The following is a 20199-nucleotide window of genomic DNA, read 5'->3' on the forward strand; positions in this document are numbered from 1 at the left end:
GTTTGCATCCAGTATCGCGGAAATGCATGGGCATTTCCGCGATATTGTTTTCAAGTTAGGTTAGTTGCGGCTTGCCAAGGCCAGGCGGCATGCCAGGCCGGCAAAGACCGTCGCCAGAAGATATTGCGGCAATTTCGGCACGCGCTTGATCGCCGACAGACGTCCTCGGATATGGCTGCCGAGCAGGATGACGGAGCCGTTCACGAGGAAGCCGATCCCATTCAAAATGCTGGCCAGCAGCGCCATCTGCAGGATTAACGAGCCGCCATGCGGGTCGACGAATTGCGGGAACAGTGCCAATACGAAGAGTGCCATCTTCGGGTTGAGTAGATTGGTCGCCAGCCCCTCGGTGAATATGCGTTTTCCAGAGAGGCGCTTGAGGGCCGCGGACGGCGCGAAAGCCGAGCCTTGCGAACGGATGGTCTTGAAAGCGAGATAGAGCAGATAGGCGCAGCCTGCCCAGCGTACGATCTCATAGGCAACAGGCACGGTGAGAAACAGCCTGGAGAGGCCGAGTGCGGCGGCCATGGCGTGGCAATAGGTTCCGAGCGCAATGCCCGCATAGGTGAGGAAGCCGGCCGAGCGGCCCTGGCTGATGCTGCGCGAGGCAATGAGCAGCATATCGGGACCGGGTGTGGCGGTGAGCACCAACGACGCGGCGGCGAATAGAATGAGGGTGGAAAAGTCCGGCATCCTTGATTCCTTTGAAAGTGAGGCCGGAATTCCTCTCTAGCGATCGATATCGGGAATGGCAACAGCAGAAATCAATCGGTAAGATTCTCCTTACCTATTGGTCTCAGGAGCCGACGGCAATCCTGCTGAAGGCATGCCGTACAATCAGGATGCTTGCCAAGCCTGCAACTGCGCCAAAGTGGCGGTGGCTCCCCCACAGACAATCATCAACACCCGCTCAAAGCGCGCCAGCCGATCGGTATAGGTGTAGGCGACGGCCAGTGCGGCGCCGCAGGCAGGCTCCACGAGAGTGCGGTGATTGTCGAGGAAGCGCATGCATGCGTTGACGGCCGCGCGGTCATCGACGACGACGCAGTCGACTGGTCTGTTCCGGGTAATCTCAAAAGCGCGCTGGCAGACCTTTCGGGCGCCGAGCGATGTTGCGATGCTGGTGATGGCGGGCAGCTCCGCCAGCTTGCCCGATGTCACCGAAGCTGCCAGCGAGGCGGCACCTTCCGTTTCGGCGGCGATAATGGGGATATGTTCAAGACCATTGCGGTCAAGTCCTTCCGACACACCGGCGAGCAGCCCGCCGCCGCCGACCGAAAGAACGACCGCATCGAACCGGACACCGGCGCTGACGACTTCATCGATCATCGTCGCGTGGCCCGTCCAGAGCAGTGGATCATCGAAGGGGTGGATGAAGGCGGTATCGGCATCCATCGCCTGGAGCGCGCGTTCGTTTGCCTCCTGCCAGGATGCGCCATGTACGAAGACCTCGGCGCCTTCCTGGCGGATCAGCGCCTTCGCCCGCTCCGTCGTCGTCTCGGGAACGAAGACCGACACCGGGATGGAAAGCCGACGCCCGGCATAGGCGACGGCGATGCCGGCATTGCCGCCGGAAGAGGATACGAAGCGCCGTTTCCCGTTAGCGGCATGATGTTCGCAGGCAGCACCGACACCCCTGATCTTGAAGGAGCCGGGCGGCTGTAGCGCATCCATCTTCAACCAGATGGAGCGTTCCGAGGCATGGCTGAGCGGCTGGGACTCGATGAGCGGAGTTTCAAGGTGAAGTGGCATGGAGTATCTGTCCAAAAGGCGCTGCTGGCGAGGCGGGTTAGGCTGCTTTTTCCCGCTGGGCGATCAGCGCGGCTGCCCGGCCGCGCGCTTCCCCGTCGGCGGCAAAGACGGCGTCCATGGTTTCGGCGCTGCCGGTCGCGATCATCTCGTCCATGACGGCTTCGGCGATATCGGCCATTCCCAGGAAGCCGATGCGGCCATCCACGAAGGCATGGAAGGCTATTTCTTCGGCGGCGTTCATGATGGCGCCCTGCAGGCCGCCACGCTCGAGCGCGGTGCGGGCAAGCCGCAGTGCGGGGAAGCGAACCTCGTCGGGCGCCTCGAAATCGAGCCGCGCCAGCTTGGCGAAATCCAGCCGGTCGACGCTGAGCTTGGTGCGGGCGGGGTAGGTCAGCGCATAGCCGATGGCGGTGCGCATGTCGGGACAGCCGAGCTGCGCCAGCACCGAGCCGTCGCTATAGCCGACCATGGAATGGATGACGGATTGCGGATGAACCACCACTTCAATCTGATCGGGGCGGACATTGAACAGGTGTCTGGCCTCGATCATCTCCAGCGCCTTGTTGAACATCGAGGCGCTGCCGACGGAAATCTTGAAGCCCATCGACCAATTGGGATGGGCACGCGCGATCGCCGGCGTGACATTGGCCATCTGCTCGCGCGTCCAGGTGCGGAAGGGGCCGCCCGACGCAGTGATGATAATGCGCTCCACCGCGTGCTGCTGATCATCCTCCAGTGCCTGGAAAATGGCGCTGTGCTCGCTATCGACCGGGATCAGCCGTCCGCCGCCTTCTGAAACGGCGCGCACGAAAAGATCGCCGGCGGAAACGAGGCATTCCTTGTTGGCAAGCGCAATATCGGCGCCACGGCGGGCGGCTGCAAGCGTCGGTGCAAGGCCGGCCGTGCCGATGATGGCGGCCATCACCCAATCCGATGGCATGGAGGCGGCTTCGATCAGGGCGTTCTTGCCAGCGCCGACTGCAATACCGGTGCCGGCCAGCGCGTCCTTCAGTGCCTGATAACGCTCCTCATTGGCGGTGACGGCGAAGGCGGCGCCGCAGGCCTTTGCCTGCTCCGCCAAAAGCTCGATATTGTCGTGGCCTGTAATGGCGGCGATGTCGAAGGCTTCACGCCCGCCCAGCTGGGCGATGACGTCAAGCGTATTCTGGCCGATGGAGCCGGTCGAACCCAATATCGTCAGGCGGCGTCGCGCCTTGCTACCGGTGGTCATTCAGGTATCCGCATGTTGCTGAAAGTCTCCAAGGCTCTACAGGGGATCGCAGGAAGCGGCAAGTGTGCCGGCTTACAACCCCCTGCGACTGGGATGCGCGTTTAAGGCGAAATCACTGATTTAATGATATTTTTCGATCATTATTGAACCAATTGCCAAGTGCTGCGTTTTTCGTCCACTCGAATGCGGAGGGCGATGAATGGTTTTCAAAGCGGCGACATTTCACGGCATGGAGCTTTATCTGGAAAGCGAGCATTCCAGGCGTTCGGAACTGGAGTCCACAGTTGCCAATGCGCTTGCCGTTGCCGGTGGGATCGACGCCTCCGAGGTGACGGTGACGGCCGCCGGCCAGGAGATCCGCCTCGATGGCACCGTCGCCACTCAGCAGGAAGTGATGCGGGCAACCGCGGTCGCCGAGTCGATCCGCGGCGTGAGGCTGGTGAGGAACAGGATTGCGGTGGGGTGAGCGCGAGCTTCAGTTTTCGTTCATTCTCCGCCCGGTAGGGATCTAGTCTGGATTGCATTTCGAGGGAGACGCATGAAAAAGCTCATGATGGCCGCCGCGCTCGCAGGGACCCTTTTGGCCGCGACAAACGCATCCGCAGAAAATCATCCCGCCACATTCCGCGAAATCGCCTCCGATCCGGCTGCTACCGCCGCCTTCAAGGCGATGGCCAAAGGCCACACGTTGCCGGACTGGATCAACGGCAAGACCGTCGAATCCCCCGGCAACGAGGTGACGTTTGGCGGAGACAAGGTCTATGTCATGAGCGCCTGCAAGCAGCATGACTGCGGCTCTGAACGGATCGCCGTGATGTACGATCCCGCCAAGAAGATCATGTACGGTCTGCTGCTCTCAGCCGACCAGAAGACCGTGACCGAGAAGCTGACATGGCTGAACATCGGGCCGGGTAATGAGGCGATCGATGGCAGGACCATACTCTACGCGGCGCTGACGGGCAGTTTGGAGAATCATCCGGGGGCGTTTGATTACAAGTAAGCGGTAATGGGCAATGCCTCTCGGAGAGCCGATCCTTAGCTGCCGTCTGCCGGAATTGGGAGCATGCGGCCTTTTTGAAGATGCCCACCATTCCATAATCTAATTGCTCTCCAGCGACGGAATATCCTTTCCGTGCCGTTTAAGCTCCATCGGGGCGGGCTTGAGAGGTAATTATGCTACGATTTGTGTTGAAGCTGGGTTCGGCGTTTATCCTCGCCACAATGCTGGCAGGCTGTGTTGTAACCGGCCCCTATTACTATCACCCTTACTACTACCACCCGTATTATTATCATCCCTATTATCATTATTATGACGGCGGATTTTATCACCGGTGCTGGCACTGCTGGTAATTTCTTTTGTGTGTCGGAGTTCGCCTAACGGCGAACTCCCGGTCATATATCGTCAGCGTGCGAATGCATCGGGGACAGGCGTGCAGGAACGCCGCCGAACCCTTATAGATCTGATGGATATACTAACAGATTGTTTTAATTGGGGAATATTGGTGATCTCGACGCGATTCGAACGCGTGACCCCCAGATTAGGAATCTGGTGCTCTATCCTGCTGAGCTACGAGACCACTCGGGATGATCCATACAAAAGCAAAGGCAGGAAGCCAAGCCCTTTTACGTCCCGGGGACAATTCGCTTTTGTGGTGCCGTGCGCCGCATGAGGCGCACGGATCGTGGCGATGGTGTCTCAGGCGTTGAGGCGCTGTTCGGCAAGGCGCACCCAGTAGGAAATGCCGTGGGCGATGGCTTCGTCGTTGAAGTCGTAGGCCGGATTGTGCAGGCCGGCGGTATCGCCGTTGCCGACGAAGATGAAGGCGCCGGGGCGTGCAAGCAGCATGTAGGAGAAATCCTCGCCGCCCATCATCGGGTCGATATCCGGAATGACATTGTTCGCACCGGCGATTTCCTCGGCGATGGCGATCGCATGATCGGTCTCGTCGGCATGGTTGAAGGTGACAGGGTAGTTGCGCTGGAATTCGATGTCGACCTCGGCGCCGTGGCTGGCCGCGATGCCGGAGACGATCTGCCTGAAGCGCTGTTCGGCGAGATCGCGCATCTCGGGATCGAGCGTGCGCACCGTGCCGGCAAAGCTTGCCTCGCTCGGAATGACGTTGTGGGCATTGCCGGCATTGAACTTGGTGACGGAGACAACAACCGATTTCAGCGGATTGGCGCTGCGCGAGGCGATGAGCTGCAGGTTGGAGACGATTTGCGCGCCGATGGCGATCGGGTCGATGGTCTTGTGCGGCATGGCGGCATGGCCGCCGACACCCTTGATGGAGACGGTGAATTCATCCGTTGCCGCCATGATCGCACCCTTGCGAATGGCGAAGTGGCCGACCGGCAGGCCTGGCATGTTGTGCATGCCGTAGACTTCGGCGATGGCGAAGCGCTCCATCATGCCGTCCTTGACCATGGCGTCGCCGCCGGCGCCACCCTCTTCGGCCGGCTGGAAGATGACAGCGACATTGCCGTTGAAATTGCGGTTTTCGGCGAGGTATTTCGCAGCGCCCAAGAGCATCGCGGTGTGACCGTCATGGCCGCAGGCATGCATTTTGCCGGGTGTCTCGGAAGCCCAGGGCTTGCCGGTGATTTCGGTGAGCGGCAGGGCATCCATGTCGGCGCGCAGGCCGACTGTGCGACCCTCGCCCTTGCCGCGGATCAGACCGACGACGCCGGTGCGGCCGATGCCGGTCACCACCTCGTCGACCCCGAAGGAGCGAAGTTTTTCAGCGACGAAGGCGGCGGTGTTTTCCACCGCATAGAGAAGTTCGGGCCGCGTGTGGATATAGCGGCGCCATTCGGTCACTTCGCCCTGGAGTTCGGCGGCTCTGTTCAAGATCGGCATGCTGATTTTCCTGCTGCTCACTATCGGTTGTGGTTCAACTCTTCGGTTCTTCGTTCCGCCCCTGCCGGCTCTTCGCGTCTAGCGTGGCCTGCTCAGGGGCAAATAAAGTCGTCAATCGCCTTTGCCTTCTCCTAGCCATATAGGTTAAATAGACGAAGCTTTCGAGAAAATTCCGGAACTCTGAAGGATAGATCGTGCCGACGAAGCAGAATCGTTTGTATGCCGCCCTGCGGCTTGTTCCCGTAGCCGCAGCTGCATCCATGCTTTTCCTGTCGACCGCGCAGACGGCCGGAGCCAATCCGCATATTCTCGTCGATGTCAGCACCGGACGGGTGCTCGACCAGCAGGAGGCGTTTCGCCGCTGGTATCCGGCTTCTCTCACCAAGCTGATGACCAGTTACGTCACCTTCCGCGCCCTCCAGTCCGGCCAGATCAAGCTCGATACGCCCGTCGTCATGTCGAAGCTCGCCGCCGCGCAGCCGCCGGCGAAGATGTACTTCAAGCCCGGGCAGAAGATGACGCTCGACAATGCCTTGAAGATGATGCTGGTCAAATCTGCAAACGATCTTGCCATGGCGGTGAGCGAAACCGTCGGCGGTTCGCAGCCGGCATTCGTGGCGCGAATGAATGCGGAGGCGGCTCGCCTTGGCATGCGCGACACGCATTTCATCAATCCGAACGGCCTTCCGGGCAAGGGGCAATATACGACGGCGCGTGACCTTGCCATTCTCAGCGTCGCGCTGCGCCGCGAATTTCCGCAATATGCCGGCTATTTCTCGCTGGAAGGCTTTACCAACGGTGTGAAGCAGGTGCCAAACATCAATATGCTCATCGGCCGTTTCGACGGCGCCGACGGCATGAAGACCGGCTTCATCTGCGCGGCCGGCTTCAACCAGATCGCCTCGGCAACTCGCAACGGCCGCACGCTGATCTCCGTCGTGCTGGGCACAGACAGCCTGGCGGCGCGGGCTGATGATTCCGCCAACCTGCTGGAAAAGGGTTTCCAGAACCAGCTGTCGACCCGCGACACACTCGCGACCTTGAGGCCCGACGCGCCGCTTGCGGCCGATGTCGCCGACGTCACCGCCGATATATGCAGCACCAAGGGCGCGCAGGCACGCAGCGAAACGCGCGATCCCTTCGGCCGCACCAAGGTACAGTCGCCCTATATCCACGAAATGGATCATGAGCCCAATTTCATCTATGCCGGCCTGATCGGCGGCCAGGACATCGCCACCGCCGCCAAGGGCGACAAGGACGATGCCACTGCGAAAGGTGACAAAGCCACCAAGGGCAACAAGATCGCCATCTCCGGCCGGGCGGACAATGTGCCGGTCCCGATGCCACGTCCCACTTTCTAATATCGGATTTTAGCCATGAGCGTTTCGCAGCAAAGAGTGCCGGTCGCAATCCTGACCGGTTTCCTCGGTGCGGGCAAATCGACCCTGCTCAACCGCATCCTCAAGGATGAGGCCATGCGCGATGCGGCCGTCATCATCAACGAATTCGGTGATGTTGGCATCGACCATCTGCTGGTGGAGAGCTCCGGCGATGCCATCATCGAGCTGTCGGACGGCTGCCTGTGCTGCACGGTGCGCGGCGAGCTGGTGGATACGCTGGCGAACCTGATGGATGCCATGCAGACCGGTCGAATCCGGCCGCTGAAGCGCATCGTCATCGAAACCACCGGCCTTGCCGATCCCGCGCCTGTCATGCAGTCGATCATGGGCAACCCGATCATCGCGGCCAATTTCGATCTGGATGGCGTCGTCACCGTCGTCGATGCGGTCAACGGGCTGCAGACGCTCGACAATCATGAAGAGGCGCGCAAACAGGTGGCGGTCGCCGACCGGCTGATCGTCTCGAAGAGCGGGATTGCCGGCGCTGTGCCTGAAGACTTGCTGGTCGGCCGGCTAAGGATGTTCAATCCGCGTGCGCAGATCCTGAGCGCCGATAGCGAGGAGGCCGGCCGCGCCGCCATTCTCATCAACGGTCTCTACGATCCGATGTCGAAGATCGCCGATGTCGGCCGCTGGCTGCAGGACGAGCTGAAGGCGGATGAGGATCACCATCACGATCATCATCATCACGACGGCCATGATCACCACCACCACCATCATCATGGCGGTCACGGCCATCACCATCATGGCCACCACCACGACCATCGCCACCAGCACGGCCATGACGTGACCCGCCACGATGAATCGATCCGGTCCTTCTCGATCATCGAGACACAGCCGATCGACCCGGCGGCGCTGGAGATGTTCATCGATCTCCTGCGTTCGGCCCATGGTGAAAAGCTTTTGCGCATGAAGGCGATCGTTGCCGTGTCGGACAGGCCGGAGCGCCCGGTCGTGCTGCATGGCGTGCAGAACATCTTCCATCCGCCGGTGCGCCTGCCGGCCTGGCCCAACCCGGAGGACCGGCGCACGCGCATGGTGATCATCACCAAGGATCTGCCCGAGGATTTCGTGAAGGGCTTGTTCGACGCCTTCCTCAGCAAGCCGCGCGTCGACACGCCGGATCGGGCAGCGCTTCAGGACAATCCATTGGCGGTGCCGGGGATGCGCTTCTAGGCACCCGGCAACCGCCTCGCCCTTCGACAGGCTCAGGGTGAGGCTGATCTTTGTGCGTTGCCGCCCGGTTCGTCGTAATCGGAGCACAGCATCAGGTTGAGCGCGCGGCCGGACTGCCTTTATCCTCAAGGTGAGGGGTAGGGTAATCGCATATGAGATGAGATGGTTGCCGCGCACCCCCTTCTCCCCTTGGGGAGAAGGTGCCGACAGGCGGATGAGGGGGCGCCAAGAGCATGAAAGCTGATAAATCCAAGACCATACACCCCCTCAGCCGACCCTTCGGGCCACCTTCTCCCTGAGGGGAGAAGGAGTTATCAGCGCTGACATGCCCCATGTGAAATCGCTGTTGTGAGGCGGGAGCGAAGCGACCCTCGAACCATTGGGATGGTCACCGGCTGCTGGAGATCACCCCTTGCGGATAATGAAGCGATGGCCGCTGTCCGTCTTCTCGCTGGCGAGAAGCGTGTGGCCCTTTTCATTGCAGAGATGCGGAATGTCGATGACGGCGAGGGGATCGGTCGTCTCGACCGTGAGCATGGCGCCGCTCGGCATGCCGCGCAGGCGCTTTTCCGTCTTGATCGCCGGATAGGGGCACTTCAGTCCGCGCAGATCGTAGATCTCGCCGTCCGGACTATTCACTCTTGGCCCAGAACTTCCAGAATGGCGGCTTCTTTGCCTGCTCGGTCTGCGCCGTCTCTACATCCGGATTTTGCGCATAGGCGAGCGGGTTGACGGCGGGACCGGGAACCATCGGGTTTGCCGTCGGGATCGGAACATTCGCCGGAATGTTGGCGGCGACCAGCGGGCCGCCGGTCTGCTGCGCCGTTGCGTCCGGAGCGGCGGTTGCCAAGCGGATGCTTGCCGTCGTCGTCGGGCTGGCGACGGTGCCGCCGCGCGCGATCTGTTGCGCCGATTGGTTAGACATCATCGACTCGAGATCGGCAACCTTCATCATCTTGCCGGCGGCAAGTGCGGTGCCTGTGGGAGCATAGGCAAGATCGTGGCCCTTGCGCTGCTTGGCGACCACAGCCTTGCGCTCGGCCTCGGTCGGATCGTACCAGGCCATATCGCTATATTTCTTCGTCGCCGCGGCGTAATCGGTCTGATACTGCTTGTCGTAATTGGCAAGGGCAACCTGTAGGGCAGGCGGTGTCGTCATGACCGGGCATTTGCCGCCGGCGTTGAACTGGCCGCTGGCCTGCTGGTTGAAGACATATTTCTTTTCGCAGACTTCGACTTCCGGCGGCCGCTTTGTGACTTCGAAATTGTCGTAGCCGACCTTCAGCATCTTCCAGAAATCGATATTCGGGCTGAGACGGTGCTTCCACATGTTTTCCGCCGTCATGCGGAAGGGGAATGCCTCGAGCTGGATGGCCTTCTGACCGCCCTTGAAGGCGTCGCGCGCGAAAGCGTAGATTTCCAGCACCTGCTGGTCGGTCATCGAATAGCAGCCCGACGACGAGCAGGCGCCGTGGATCATCAGATTGTTGCCGGTGCGGCCGTTGGCTGCGTCATACCGGTTGGGAAAGCCGGTGTTGATGGCAAGATAGTATTTCGAATTCGGATTGAGATTGGCCGGCGTCAGCATGTAGAAGCCTTCCGGCGCTTGCCGGTCGCCTTCCTTGACTTTCGGGCCGAGACGGCCCGACCAGGCGCAGATGCTGTAGCTGGCGATGACCTCGAAACGGTTGCTCTGGTTCGCCTTCAGGATCTCCATCGCACCTTCTTCCTTGAAGATGCGGATCATGATCGGCGAATTGCGGTCCATGCCCTTCTTGGTCATATCCGCCAGGATACGGCTCGGCAGCGGCTGTTCGACCTTGTTCGTCACCTTCGACAGATCGATCGACGCGGTATCGAGCGCGTCGTTACAGCCGGCAAGAGCCAGCGCCATCAAGGATACATAAGCAAGGTTACGGATGCGCATTCTGACTTGGCCCATAAATGCGAAGAGCGGCAGCTCGATCTGTTTCGCCACTCCCCTCGAAGCATGAAACGGAATCATAAACGGCTTATACTTGAAAATTCCTTACCAGCCTATGACGCTCTCGCGTCGTATCGGCAAGCTTTTCTTTGCCATAGAAGCTTCGATAACAGGAATGTGGCCAAGATTTGGCCTCATTCCTATTTTTCGCAATTGGATTTTCACAAAGCCGCTTAGAGATTGCGGCCGATGTTGAGGAATTTCTGGCGACGGTCGCTCCGCAGCTGCTCGCCCGTGCGGCTGGAAAGCTCGCCAAGCGCCTTGGAGATAATGTCGCCGGTTGCGGCGATCACATTCTGCGGATCGCGATGCGCGCCGCCGAGCGGTTCCGGGATGATGCCGTCGATCACACCCAGGCCCTTCAGGTCTTCGGCGGTGATTTTCATGTTGGTGGCGGCTTCCTTGGCGCGGGTGGAATCGCGCCAGAGGATCGAGGCGGCACCTTCGGGCGAAATCACGCTGTAGATCGAATGTTCGAGCATGTAGACGCGGTTGCCGGTGGCAATGGCGATGGCGCCGCCGGAGCCGCCTTCGCCGATGACGACGGAGATGATCGGCACCTTGACGCCGAGACACATCTCGGTCGAGCGGGCGATGGCTTCGGCCTGGCCGCGTTCTTCAGCGCCGACGCCGGGATAGGCGCCTGCGGTGTCGACGAGCGTGATAACAGGCAGCTGGAAGCGGTCTGCCATTTCCAGGATGCGGATTGCCTTGCGGTAGCCTTCGGGACGGGCGCTGCCGAAATTGTGCTTCAGGCGCGTCTTGGTGTCGTTGCCCTTTTCCTGGCCGATGATGGCGATGGGCTGGCCGCGGAAGCGGGCAAAGCCGGCCTGGATGGCGGCATCCTCCGAAAACTTGCGATCGCCGGCGAGCGGCGTGAACTCGGTGAGCAGTGCACTGGCGTAATCGACGAAATGCGGCCGCTGCGGATGGCGGGCCACCTGCGTCTTCTGCCAGGCGTTGAGCTTGGAGTAGATATCCGCCGTCGCCTCGCGAACGCGGATTTCAAGCCGACCGACTTCGTCCGAAGTGTCGATGCTTTCGTCTTCGCTCGCCAGTTTCTTGAGCTCGTGAATCTTGCCTTCGAGATCCGAGATGGGTTTTTCGAAGTCGAGATAATTGTGCATGAGGTGCGTTTCCGATCCTTTTGCGCGTAACGAGAGACGGCAGGTTTAACCCTTATGCCGGTCCTAATCCTGTTTTTTAGCCTGTTTGGCAAGGGGGTGATGCGTTTGGACGAGCTGATGAAGGCGTTCTTCCAGTACATGCGTATAGATTTGTGTCGTCGAAATGTCCGAATGCCCCAGAAGTTCCTGCACCACGCGCAGGTCGGCGCCGTTGGCAAGCAGGTGGCTTGCAAAGGCATGGCGCATGACGTGCGGCGAGATTAGCGAGGGCGTGAGCCCGGCGCGGATGGCAAGATCTTTCAGATCGCGCGCGAAAACCTGGCGCGGCAGATAGCCCTGCTGCGAGGCCGAAGGGAAGAGCCATGGGCTTTCGGGTGCGGACTGCTTGGCATTCGCTGCGAGTTCGGTTTGCAGCCGCCCATAGGCTTTCAGCGCCGATATGGCCGACTGCGACAGCGGCACCAGCCGTTCCTTGTTTCCCTTGCCGCGAATGATGAGAAAGCGTCCTTCGTGATCCAACACTTTCGCGGGCAATGACACGAGCTCGCTCACGCGCATGCCGGTGGCGTAAAGCAGTTCCAGCAGCACGAGCATGCGCAGGCGCTGAAGCCGGTCGGGTCCATCCGCGGCTGCTTCCTGTTCCGCCTGGGTCAAAAGACGCGTCACGTCGTCGACGCCCATGGTCTTCGGCAGGGGGCGGCCTTTTTTCGGTGCATCGAGAATTCCCGTGGGATCGTCGGTGCGCAGGCCTTCCGCGTAGAGGAATTTATAGAATTGGCGCATGGCCGAGAGCCGCCGCGCCTGGGAGGAGGGTTTGAAACCTTGGGCCGAGAGGCCGGAGAGATAGGCGCCAAGGTCGTTCGGCCCGGCATCGGTCATGCGGACGCTGCGCTCGGAAAGGAAGCCATGAAGGTCTTCAAGGTCGCGCTCGTAGGATTGCAGCGTGTTGACGGCCGCGCCGCGTTCGGCGCTCATCATTTCCAGGAAGGATTCCAGATGCGCGCGGCTCAGATCTCTCACGCCAGCCCTCGCGTTCATGGTTTCAGCGAGCCGGTCGTCGGCGGATTGATGCGCTCCGACGGAATGCGGATCGTTATCTCGCGCGGCTGCGGATCGACGAAGAGCGCGAGCGCCCACATTGCCCCATATATCGATCCGCCGATCACCGCGCAGATGACAAGGAAGCGAAACAGGGTCGGCATTCGAAAACTCTCCTCGTCCCAGCATGGGTCCGGCGACGCACTAATTATACCCAACAAGCGTTAGCGGAAGGATATTGCAGACATGTTTACGCGAGCGGCGTCTTGACGCTACAGGCGCATTTGACGATACCGTTTCCAAAGAAATTGTGAATGGGCCGATGAGTGAACAAGTCCTGACCCTTGCAGAGAGCCTAAAAGACAGGGCGCGCGCCGCGCTGGGCCAGCGCAATCTTGTCCTCGTGGGATTGATGGGGGCAGGCAAATCCTCGGTCGGCCGGCTTGTTGCACAGCAACTGGGCATCCCCTTCGTTGATACCGACGCCGAGATCGAGCGCGTGTCGCGCATGACGATCCCGGAGCTTTTTGCCGCCTATGGCGAACTGGAGTTCCGGTCGCTGGAAACGCGTGTCATCAAGCGGTTGCTCAAGGGCGGGCCACGCGTCGTGTCAACCGGCGGCGGCGCCTTCATCAACGAGGGCACGCGGTTTCATGTCAAGCGCAGCAGCCTTTCCGTCTGGCTGAAGGCCGATCTCGAAGTTCTCTGGGATCGGGTCAACAAGCGGGATACGCGCCCCCTCCTCAAGACCGACAATCCAAAACAGACCCTCGAGGACCTGATGAACGTGCGCTATCCGATTTATGCGGAAGCCGATCTCACGGTTCTGTCCCGCGATGTGAGCAAGGAAGTCATGGCCAAGGAAGTCCTTGTTGCCGTTGCCGAGGGAAAGACAGCAGAAAGCAAAGCACCATGAATGCGATTACGGCGGCCTCCGCAGAACGCCTCGTGCGCGTGCCTCTCGGCGAGCGCGCCTATGATATCCTCATCGGCCCTGGCCTGATCGCCCGGGCAGGGCGCGAGATCGCCGCGCGGCTGAAGGGCCGCAAGGCCGCTGTCATAACGGATGAGAACGTCGCGCCGCACTATCTTAATGCCCTGGTCGCCAGCCTGACGGCAGCAGGCATCGAGGCATCCAGCCTCGTGCTGCCGGCCGGTGAGAAGACCAAGAGCTTCGAGCATCTCATGACGGTTTGCGATGCCGTGCTGACCGCGCGCGTCGAGCGCAACGATGCGGTGATCGCATTGGGTGGCGGCGTCATCGGCGATCTCGCGGGTTTTGCGGCCGGCATCGTGCGCCGTGGCGTCCGCTTCGTGCAGATTCCGACCTCGCTTCTGGCGCAGGTCGATTCCTCGGTTGGCGGCAAGACCGGCATCAACACCCATCACGGCAAGAACCTCGTCGGTGTGTTCCATCAGCCGGATCTGGTACTTGCCGATATCGACGTGCTGAATACGCTCAGCGAACGCGAGTTCCGCGCGGGTTATGCCGAAGTCGCCAAGTATGGTCTGATCGACAAGCCGGATTTCTTCGCCTGGCTCGAAGCCAACTGGAAAGATGTGTTTGCCGGCGGTGCCGCCCGCATCGAGGCGATCGCGGCGAGCTGCCAGGCGAAATCCGATGTCGTCGTTGCCGACGAGCGCGAAAACGGGCCGCGCGCGCTGCTCAATCTCGGTCACACCTTTGGCCACGCGCTCGAAGCCGCCACCGCCTATGACAGCCGCCGGCTGGTGCATGGTGAGGGCGTTGCCATCGGCATGGTGCTTGCGCATGAGTTTTCCGCCCGCCTCAATCTGGCAAGCCCGGATGATGCGAAGCGCGTCGAGGCCCATCTGAAGACCGTGGGCTTGCCGACACGCATGGGCGATATACCCGGCGAACTGCCGCCCGCCGAGACGCTGATGGACGCAATCGCGCAGGACAAGAAGGTCAAGAGCGGCAAGCTCACTTTCATCCTCACACGCGGTATCGGCCAGTCCTTTGTCGCCGATGACGTGCCGTCTTCCGAAGTCCTGAGTTTCCTAAAGGAAAAGCATCCCTGATGACGGTCGAGGGCACGCTGGCTGTATTGTTCGAATATTGGCCCGAGATCCTCTCGATCGTCGTGCTTGTATTGCTGTCGGCTTTCTTCTCCGGTTCGGAGACGGCGCTTACCGCCGTGTCGCGCAGCCGTATCCATACGCTGGAAGCCAATGGCGATCAGGATGCCGGCATCGTTCGTCGTTTGATCGAGCGTCGGGACCGGCTGATCGGAGCGCTGCTCATCGGCAACAACCTTGCCAACATCCTGTCGTCCTCGCTGGCGACCAGCGTGTTCCTCGGACTGTTCGGCAACTCTGGCGTCGCGCTCGCGACCGTCGCCATGACGGTCATTCTGGTGATCTTCGCGGAAGTCCTGCCGAAGAGCTGGGCCATTTCGACGCCGGACCGGTTCGCGCTCAATGTCGCCGGCACGGTTCGGCTCTTCGTCGCCGTCGTCGGTCCGGTATCGAGCTTCGTCAATGCCATCGTCCGGTGGATTCTCGGTGTTTTCGGCGTCAACCTCTCGAAAGAGGTTTCGATGCTGTCGGCGCATGACGAGTTGCGCGGTGCGGTGGATCTGCTTCATCGGGAAGGGTCGGTGGTCAAGGCCGACCGTGACCGGTTGGGCGGCGTGCTCGATCTCGGTGAGCTGGAACTGTCTGATATCATGGTGCATCGCACGGCGATGCGCGCCATCAATGCCGACGACCAGCCCGAGGTGGTCGTGCGTGCTATCCTCGACAGCCCCTATACGCGTATGCCGCTTTGGCGCGGCACGATCGACAACATCATCGGCGTGGTGCATGCCAAGGACTTGCTGAGGGCGCTTGCGGAGCCGAATGTCGAGCCGGAAAACCTCGACATCGTCAAGATCGCGCAAAAGCCCTGGTTCGTGCCCGACAGCACCAATCTCGAGGATCAGCTCAACGCCTTCCTGCGCCGCAAGCAGCATTTCGCCGTCGTCGTCGACGAATATGGCGAGGTGCAGGGCATCGTGACGCTTGAGGATATTCTGGAGGAGATCGTCGGGGATATCGCCGACGAGCACGACATCGATATCCAGGGTGTGCGGCAGGAGGCCGACGGTTCGATCGTGGTCGACGGCGTCGTGCCGATCCGCGATCTCAACCGGGCGCTCGACTGGAACCTGCCTGACCAGGAGGCGACGACGATCGCCGGCCTCGTCATCCATGAATCGATGACCATTCCGGAAGAGCGTCAGGCTTTCACGTTCTACGGAAAGCGCTTCATCGTCATGAAGCGGGAAAAGAACCGCATCACCAAGCTGCGCATTCGCCCCGCCGAGACGGAAGAGGCGAAGACGCCCTAATTGGGGTTTGCCTGTAGCCTACCAGCGCACAGCTTCGCCCGGTGCGGCGGGCTCCACGGCTAGGGCATGAAGGCCCGCATCCAGTTCCGGTTTCAGAAGCTCGTTGATCGCCCTGTGGCGCGCAAGGCGCGGCATGCCCGCGAACTTGGCGGAGACGATGCGAATTCTTATATGGGTTTCGCCGGTTCCGGTCATGTCGGGCTGATGGCCGGCGTGCAGGTGGCTCTCGTTGATGACAGAGAGGCGCTCGGGGGCGAAAGCGTCATTGAGCTTCGTCTCAATGCGTGATTGCAGTGTCGTTTCCATATTCACGCATCGAGCTCCCTAGCGAAAAAGGTTCCCACAAAGCCTGCAACATTCCTGTTTGTCAATTCTTGTTGTGGGCCAATCGAGGCCCCATAATTAGGGCGCTATGGGACTTGATTCAAAATACTTCGATCGCATTCGCACGCGCCGCAAACGCCCGCAGGAGCCCGAGGCGGGGCCGCCGACGTGCCAGTGGGATGGCTGCGAAAAGCACGGTACGCATCGCGCCCCGGTCGGGCGCAATGCGGAAGGGCAGTTCTTTTTGTTCTGCTTTGAGCATGTCAAGGACTACAACAAGGGCTACAATTATTTCTCCGGCCTCTCGGACGGGGAAATCGCGCGCTATCAGAAGGAAGCCATCACCGGCCATCGTCCGACCTGGACGGTGGGTGTCAACAAGGCTGCCAAGAACAGCCCGCTCCACTCCGATATCCGCTCCGGCTCTTATTCCCGCGTTCGCGATCCCTTCGGCTTCGTCAAGGAAGGGCAGGGGCAGGGGCGCGGGCCGCGTTTCCCGGAACAGCGCAAGCTGAAGACGCTGGAGGCGAAGGCATTCGATACGATGGGGCTGAACGCCACCGCCGCAGCACCGGAGATCAAGCGTCGCTACAAGGAACTGGTGAAAATGCATCACCCGGATGCCAATGGCGGCGACCGCGGCTCCGAGGAGCGTTTCCGCGCGGTCATACAGGCCTATCAATTATTGAAACAGAACGGTTTTTGTTAATTCCTGTCCTTGCTCTCCGCCTTCAATCAGGTATGGTCCAAATCGGCTGAAGCCGTGGGCAACCGCGGCAGGGTGCGCATTTGGCTGTCTGCACCTCGGCCAACTTTCCGGACGCGGCGTTTCTTGTCCGGGGCTCTGTTCAAGGATGCTCGCAAGCGATCATTTCATCGCGCCGAGATTTTGCTTTAGTCCCGGAGAAGTATCGCCGCTGTTCCGACCGAACGGATGCGGGCAATAAGCCGTGGCGTTTCGGATCAAACGGCTGAGATTGATATGGCTGGGTGAGAGCCACCCGCCCTGGAGACATGATGAGCAAGATTGACCTTGATATTTCCGAAGTTCCCGACACCACCGTTTCGGTTCGTGAAGTTTTCGGCATTGATTCCGACATTCGCGTTCCGGCCTACAGCAAGGGCGGCGCCTACGTACCCGATCTGGATCCGGACTATCTTTTCGACCGCGAGACCACGCTCGCGATCCTCGCAGGTTTTGCCCATAACCGCCGCGTGATGATTTCTGGCTATCACGGCACCGGTAAATCCTCGCATATCGAGCAGGTTGCCGCGCGGCTCAACTGGCCTTGCGTGCGTATCAACCTCGATAGCCATGTCAGCCGTATCGATCTCGTCGGCAAGGATGCGATCGTCGTCAAGGACGGACTGCAGATCACCGAGTTCAAGGACGGCATCCTGCCCTGGGCCTATCAGCATAATGTCGCGCTCGTCTTCGACGAATATGATGCCGGCCGCCCGGACGTGATGTTCGTCATTCAGCGCGTGCTGGAATCGTCGGGCCGCCTGACGCTGCTCGACCAGAGCCGCGTCATCCGTCCCCACCCGGCTTTCCGCCTGTTCGCGACCGCCAACACCATCGGTCTCGGCGATACCACGGGCCTCTATCACGGCACGCAGCAGATCAACCAGGCCCAGATGGACCGCTGGTCGATCGTGTCGACGCTGAATTATCTGCCGCATAATGTCGAAGTCGATATCGTGCTGGCGAAGGTGAAGTCCTTCCGGAACGACAAGGGTCGTGATGCGATCTCCAAGATGGTGCGCGTCGCCGACCTGACGCGTGCGGCCTTCATGAACGGCGATCTGTCGACCGTCATGAGCCCGCGTACCGTGATCACCTGGGCTGAAAATGCGGAAATCTTCGGCGATATCGCCTTTGCCTTCCGCGTCACCTTCCTCAACAAGTGCGATGAGCTGGAGCGGCCGCTGGTCGCCGAGCACTATCAGCGCGCCTTCGGCATCGAGCTGAAGGAAAGTGCCGCCAACATCGTGCTAGAAGCATAGGGAAGAACCCACACATCATGTCAGGTCGCGGAGACAATTCCAAAGCGAAGCCGGGTGCCCCGGCGGACATGGAGCCGTTGCGCCGGGCGATCACGGGCTGTGTGCGCTCGATCGCCGGCGATGCCGAGGTCGAGGTGGCATTCGCCAACGAACGCCCGGGAATGACCGCTGAACGCATCCGCCTACCGGAGCTTTCGAAGCGGCCGACGGCGCATGAGCTGGCGGTGACACGCGGGCTTGGCGATTCGATGGCGCTGCGGCTTGCCTGTCACGACGCGCGCGTCCATGCCGTCATGGCGCCGCAGGGTGCCGATGCGCGCGGGATCTTTGATGCCGTCGAGCAGGCCCGCGTCGAGTCGATCGGCTCGTTGCGCATGAGCGGCGTTGCCGCCAACATCAACTCGATGAATTCGGAAAAATACGCCAAGGCGAATTTCTCCGGCATCGAGCGCCAGGAGGACGCGCCGCTCGGCGAGGCCATGGCGATGATCGTGCGCGAGAAGCTGACCGGTCAGAAGCCGCCGGAAAGCGCCGGCAAGGTGCTCGACCTCTGGCGGTCCTTCATTGAGGACAAGACTGGCGGCGAGCTCGACAAGCTGATTTCGACCATCAACGACCAGCAGGGCTTTGCCCGCGCGATCCGCAACATTCTGACGGCCATGGAAATGGCCGAGGAATATGGCGACGAACAGTCGGATCCGGACAGCGAAGACCAGCAGAGCGAAGAGGACAAGCCGAACGGCGAAGACCAAAGCAGCGACGACGTCAACGAAGACGAAGGCTCCGACGCGGCACCCGCCGAGGACAGCGAAACCTCCGACGAGCAGATGGACGACGGCGCGACGGAAGACGGCGGCGAGATTTCCGACGACGATATGAGCGAGGAAGGCGAGGAGGATTCGGAAACGCCCGGCGAGACCCGCCGTCCGAACACACCCTTCTCCGACTTCAACGAGAAGGTCGACTATCACGTCTATACCGAAGAGTTCGACGAGACCACGACTGCGCAGGAGCTCTGCGACATGGTTGAACTCGAACGGCTTAGGGCTTTCCTCGACAAGCAGCTCGCGCATCTGCAGGGTGCGGTGGGGCGGCTTGCCAACCGTCTGCAGCGCCGCCTGATGGCGCAGCAGAACCGCTCCTGGGACTTCGATCTCGAAGAAGGGTATCTCGATCCGGCCCGTCTGCCGCGCCTGATCATCGACCCGACGCAGGCGCTGTCCTTCAAGATGGAGCGCGATACGCAGTTCCGCGATACCGTGGTGACGCTGCTGATCGACAATTCCGGCTCGATGCGTGGCCGGCCGATCACGGTTGCCGCTTCCTGTGCCGATATTCTGGCGCGCACGCTGGAGCGCTGCGGCGTCAAGGTCGAGATCCTCGGCTTCACCACCAAGGCCTGGAAGGGCGGGCAGGCGCGCGAGAAATGGCTTGCCAGCGGCAAGCCGCAGACGCCAGGCCGGTTGAACGACCTGCGCCACATCATCTACAAGTCGGCTGACGAGCCCTACAGGCGGTCTCGCGCCAATCTTGGCCTGATGATGCGCGAAGGCCTGCTCAAGGAGAATATCGACGGCGAGGCACTGATCTGGGCGCATAACCGTCTTCTCGGTCGCCGTGAGCAGCGGCGTATCCTGATGATGATTTCGGACGGTGCGCCGGTTGACGATTCGACGCTGTCGGTCAATCCGGGCAACTATCTGGAGCGACACCTGCGCGCCGTCATCGATCAGATCGAGACGCGGTCTCCCGTCGAGCTGCTGGCGATCGGTATCGGTCACGATGTGACGCGCTACTATCGCCGGGCCGTGACCATCGTCGATGCCGATGAACTGGCTGGCGCCATGACGGAACAACTGGCCTCGCTGTTCGAGGATCAGGCAAGCATGCCGCGCTCGCGCATGCGCCGCGCAAGCTGAGCCCGTTCAGGCTTCTCTCCGCATCGGCCCG

Annotated in this window: 20 protein-coding genes and 1 tRNA gene; 10 read left to right on the forward strand and 11 right to left on the reverse strand. The window is 60.9% G+C overall.

Annotation, left to right across the window (positions count from 1 at the left end):
* Window positions 1-60 precede the first annotated feature (60 nt).
* The 3 genes from A6U86_RS08480 to dxr all read right to left on the reverse strand — a co-directional run bounded on the left by A6U86_RS08480 (window position 61) and on the right by dxr (window position 2983).
* Complete coding sequence (locus A6U86_RS08480) at window positions 61-693, reverse strand: LysE family translocator (protein WP_068389023.1); 633 nt, start codon at window positions 691-693, stop codon at window positions 61-63.
* Between the two features lie 144 nt (window positions 694-837).
* Window positions 838-1752 (reverse strand): pyridoxal-phosphate dependent enzyme, encoded by a 915-nt coding sequence (locus A6U86_RS08485; RefSeq protein WP_068389026.1) that lies wholly within the window; start codon window positions 1750-1752, stop codon window positions 838-840.
* 37 nt (window positions 1753-1789) lie between these two features.
* On the reverse strand, window positions 1790-2983 hold the full coding sequence (gene dxr, locus A6U86_RS08490) for a 1-deoxy-D-xylulose-5-phosphate reductoisomerase (protein ID WP_068389035.1): 1194 nt from the start codon (window positions 2981-2983) through the stop codon (window positions 1790-1792).
* Between the two features lie 199 nt (window positions 2984-3182).
* Here dxr and A6U86_RS08495 point away from each other — a divergent pair, with 199 nt between their 5' ends.
* A complete protein-coding gene (locus tag A6U86_RS08495; protein WP_068389039.1) occupies window positions 3183-3449 on the forward strand; it encodes a BON domain-containing protein in 267 nt (88 codons plus the stop codon).
* A gap of 84 nt (window positions 3450-3533) precedes the next feature.
* Window positions 3534-3983, forward strand: coding sequence for an Ivy family c-type lysozyme inhibitor (locus A6U86_RS08500; RefSeq protein ID WP_198929034.1), 450 nt, complete (start codon window positions 3534-3536; stop codon window positions 3981-3983).
* A 500-nt stretch (window positions 3984-4483) separates the two neighbouring features.
* On the opposite strand, the gene A6U86_RS08505 is transcribed toward A6U86_RS08500, so the two are convergent.
* Window positions 4484-4560 (reverse strand) — tRNA-Arg (locus A6U86_RS08505).
* 119 nt (window positions 4561-4679) lie between these two features.
* On the reverse strand, window positions 4680-5840 hold the full coding sequence (locus A6U86_RS08510; RefSeq protein WP_068389045.1) for a M20 aminoacylase family protein: 1161 nt from the start codon (window positions 5838-5840) through the stop codon (window positions 4680-4682).
* Window positions 5841-6034: 194 nt separating this feature from the next.
* Between A6U86_RS08510 and A6U86_RS08515 the strand changes: the two genes are divergently transcribed.
* Window positions 6035-7201 carry a D-alanyl-D-alanine carboxypeptidase family protein gene (locus tag A6U86_RS08515; RefSeq protein ID WP_068389047.1) on the forward strand — a complete coding sequence of 389 codons (1167 nt, stop codon included), beginning with the start codon at window positions 6035-6037 and terminating at the stop codon, window positions 7199-7201.
* 15 nt (window positions 7202-7216) lie between these two features.
* Window positions 7217-8416, forward strand: coding sequence for a GTP-binding protein (locus A6U86_RS08520; protein WP_068389050.1), 1200 nt, complete (start codon window positions 7217-7219; stop codon window positions 8414-8416).
* Between the two features lie 405 nt (window positions 8417-8821).
* Here A6U86_RS08520 and A6U86_RS08525 read toward each other — a convergent pair whose 3' ends face one another.
* The 5 genes from A6U86_RS08525 to A6U86_RS35575 all read right to left on the reverse strand — a co-directional run bounded on the left by A6U86_RS08525 (window position 8822) and on the right by A6U86_RS35575 (window position 12729).
* Entirely contained in the window at window positions 8822-9055 is a 234-nt protein-coding gene (locus A6U86_RS08525) for a sulfurtransferase TusA family protein (protein WP_068389053.1), read from the reverse strand.
* Window positions 9048-10343, reverse strand: a complete 1296-nt coding sequence (locus A6U86_RS08530; RefSeq protein ID WP_068389236.1) for a murein L,D-transpeptidase family protein — start codon at window positions 10341-10343, stop codon at window positions 9048-9050. Before A6U86_RS08530 ends, A6U86_RS08525 begins: the two co-directional genes overlap by 8 nt.
* A 230-nt stretch (window positions 10344-10573) precedes the next feature.
* Window positions 10574-11527, reverse strand: coding sequence for an acetyl-CoA carboxylase carboxyltransferase subunit alpha (locus A6U86_RS08535; protein WP_068389056.1), 954 nt, complete (start codon window positions 11525-11527; stop codon window positions 10574-10576).
* 63 nt (window positions 11528-11590) lie between these two features.
* Complete coding sequence (gene xerD, locus A6U86_RS08540; RefSeq protein WP_068389239.1) at window positions 11591-12547, reverse strand: site-specific tyrosine recombinase XerD; 957 nt, start codon at window positions 12545-12547, stop codon at window positions 11591-11593.
* Between the two features lie 14 nt (window positions 12548-12561).
* Window positions 12562-12729 carry a hypothetical protein gene (locus tag A6U86_RS35575; RefSeq protein WP_174072410.1) on the reverse strand — a complete coding sequence of 56 codons (168 nt, stop codon included), beginning with the start codon at window positions 12727-12729 and terminating at the stop codon, window positions 12562-12564.
* A gap of 158 nt (window positions 12730-12887) precedes the next feature.
* Here A6U86_RS35575 and A6U86_RS08545 point away from each other — a divergent pair, with 158 nt between their 5' ends.
* The 3 genes from A6U86_RS08545 to A6U86_RS08555 are packed head-to-tail and all read left to right on the forward strand — an operon-like array spanning window position 12888 to window position 15918.
* Entirely contained in the window at window positions 12888-13481 is a 594-nt protein-coding gene (locus A6U86_RS08545) for a shikimate kinase (RefSeq protein WP_068389061.1), read from the forward strand.
* The gene (gene aroB, locus A6U86_RS08550; RefSeq protein ID WP_068389064.1) at window positions 13478-14608 is read left to right on the forward strand and encodes a 3-dehydroquinate synthase; all 1131 of its coding nucleotides are present in this window, start codon (window positions 13478-13480) and stop codon (window positions 14606-14608) included. The genes A6U86_RS08545 and aroB overlap by 4 nt, the downstream gene beginning before the upstream one ends.
* The gene (locus tag A6U86_RS08555) at window positions 14608-15918 is read left to right on the forward strand and encodes an HlyC/CorC family transporter (protein WP_068389068.1); all 1311 of its coding nucleotides are present in this window, start codon (window positions 14608-14610) and stop codon (window positions 15916-15918) included. The genes aroB and A6U86_RS08555 overlap by 1 nt, the downstream gene beginning before the upstream one ends.
* Window positions 15919-15936: 18 nt before the next feature.
* Here the strand turns inward: A6U86_RS08555 and A6U86_RS08560 are convergent, their stop codons facing one another.
* Window positions 15937-16224, reverse strand: a complete 288-nt coding sequence (locus tag A6U86_RS08560; RefSeq protein WP_068389069.1) for a BolA family transcriptional regulator — start codon at window positions 16222-16224, stop codon at window positions 15937-15939.
* A 106-nt stretch (window positions 16225-16330) separates the two neighbouring features.
* Here A6U86_RS08560 and A6U86_RS08565 point away from each other — a divergent pair, with 106 nt between their 5' ends.
* From A6U86_RS08565 to cobT, 3 genes are all read left to right on the forward strand, one after another.
* Window positions 16331-16951: a J domain-containing protein gene (locus A6U86_RS08565; protein ID WP_068389070.1), complete on the forward strand. Its 621-nt coding sequence runs from the start codon at window positions 16331-16333 to the stop codon at window positions 16949-16951.
* A 308-nt stretch (window positions 16952-17259) separates the two neighbouring features.
* Complete coding sequence (gene cobS / locus A6U86_RS08570) at window positions 17260-18249, forward strand: cobaltochelatase subunit CobS (RefSeq protein ID WP_068389242.1); 990 nt, start codon at window positions 17260-17262, stop codon at window positions 18247-18249.
* A gap of 17 nt (window positions 18250-18266) precedes the next feature.
* A complete protein-coding gene (gene cobT, locus A6U86_RS08575) occupies window positions 18267-20168 on the forward strand; it encodes a cobaltochelatase subunit CobT (RefSeq protein WP_068389076.1) in 1902 nt (633 codons plus the stop codon).
* Window positions 20169-20199 lie beyond the last annotated feature (31 nt).

It is taken from the genome of Rhizobium sp. AC27/96, assembly GCF_001692325.1.
Taxonomy (GTDB): Bacteria; Pseudomonadota; Alphaproteobacteria; order Rhizobiales; family Rhizobiaceae; genus Rhizobium.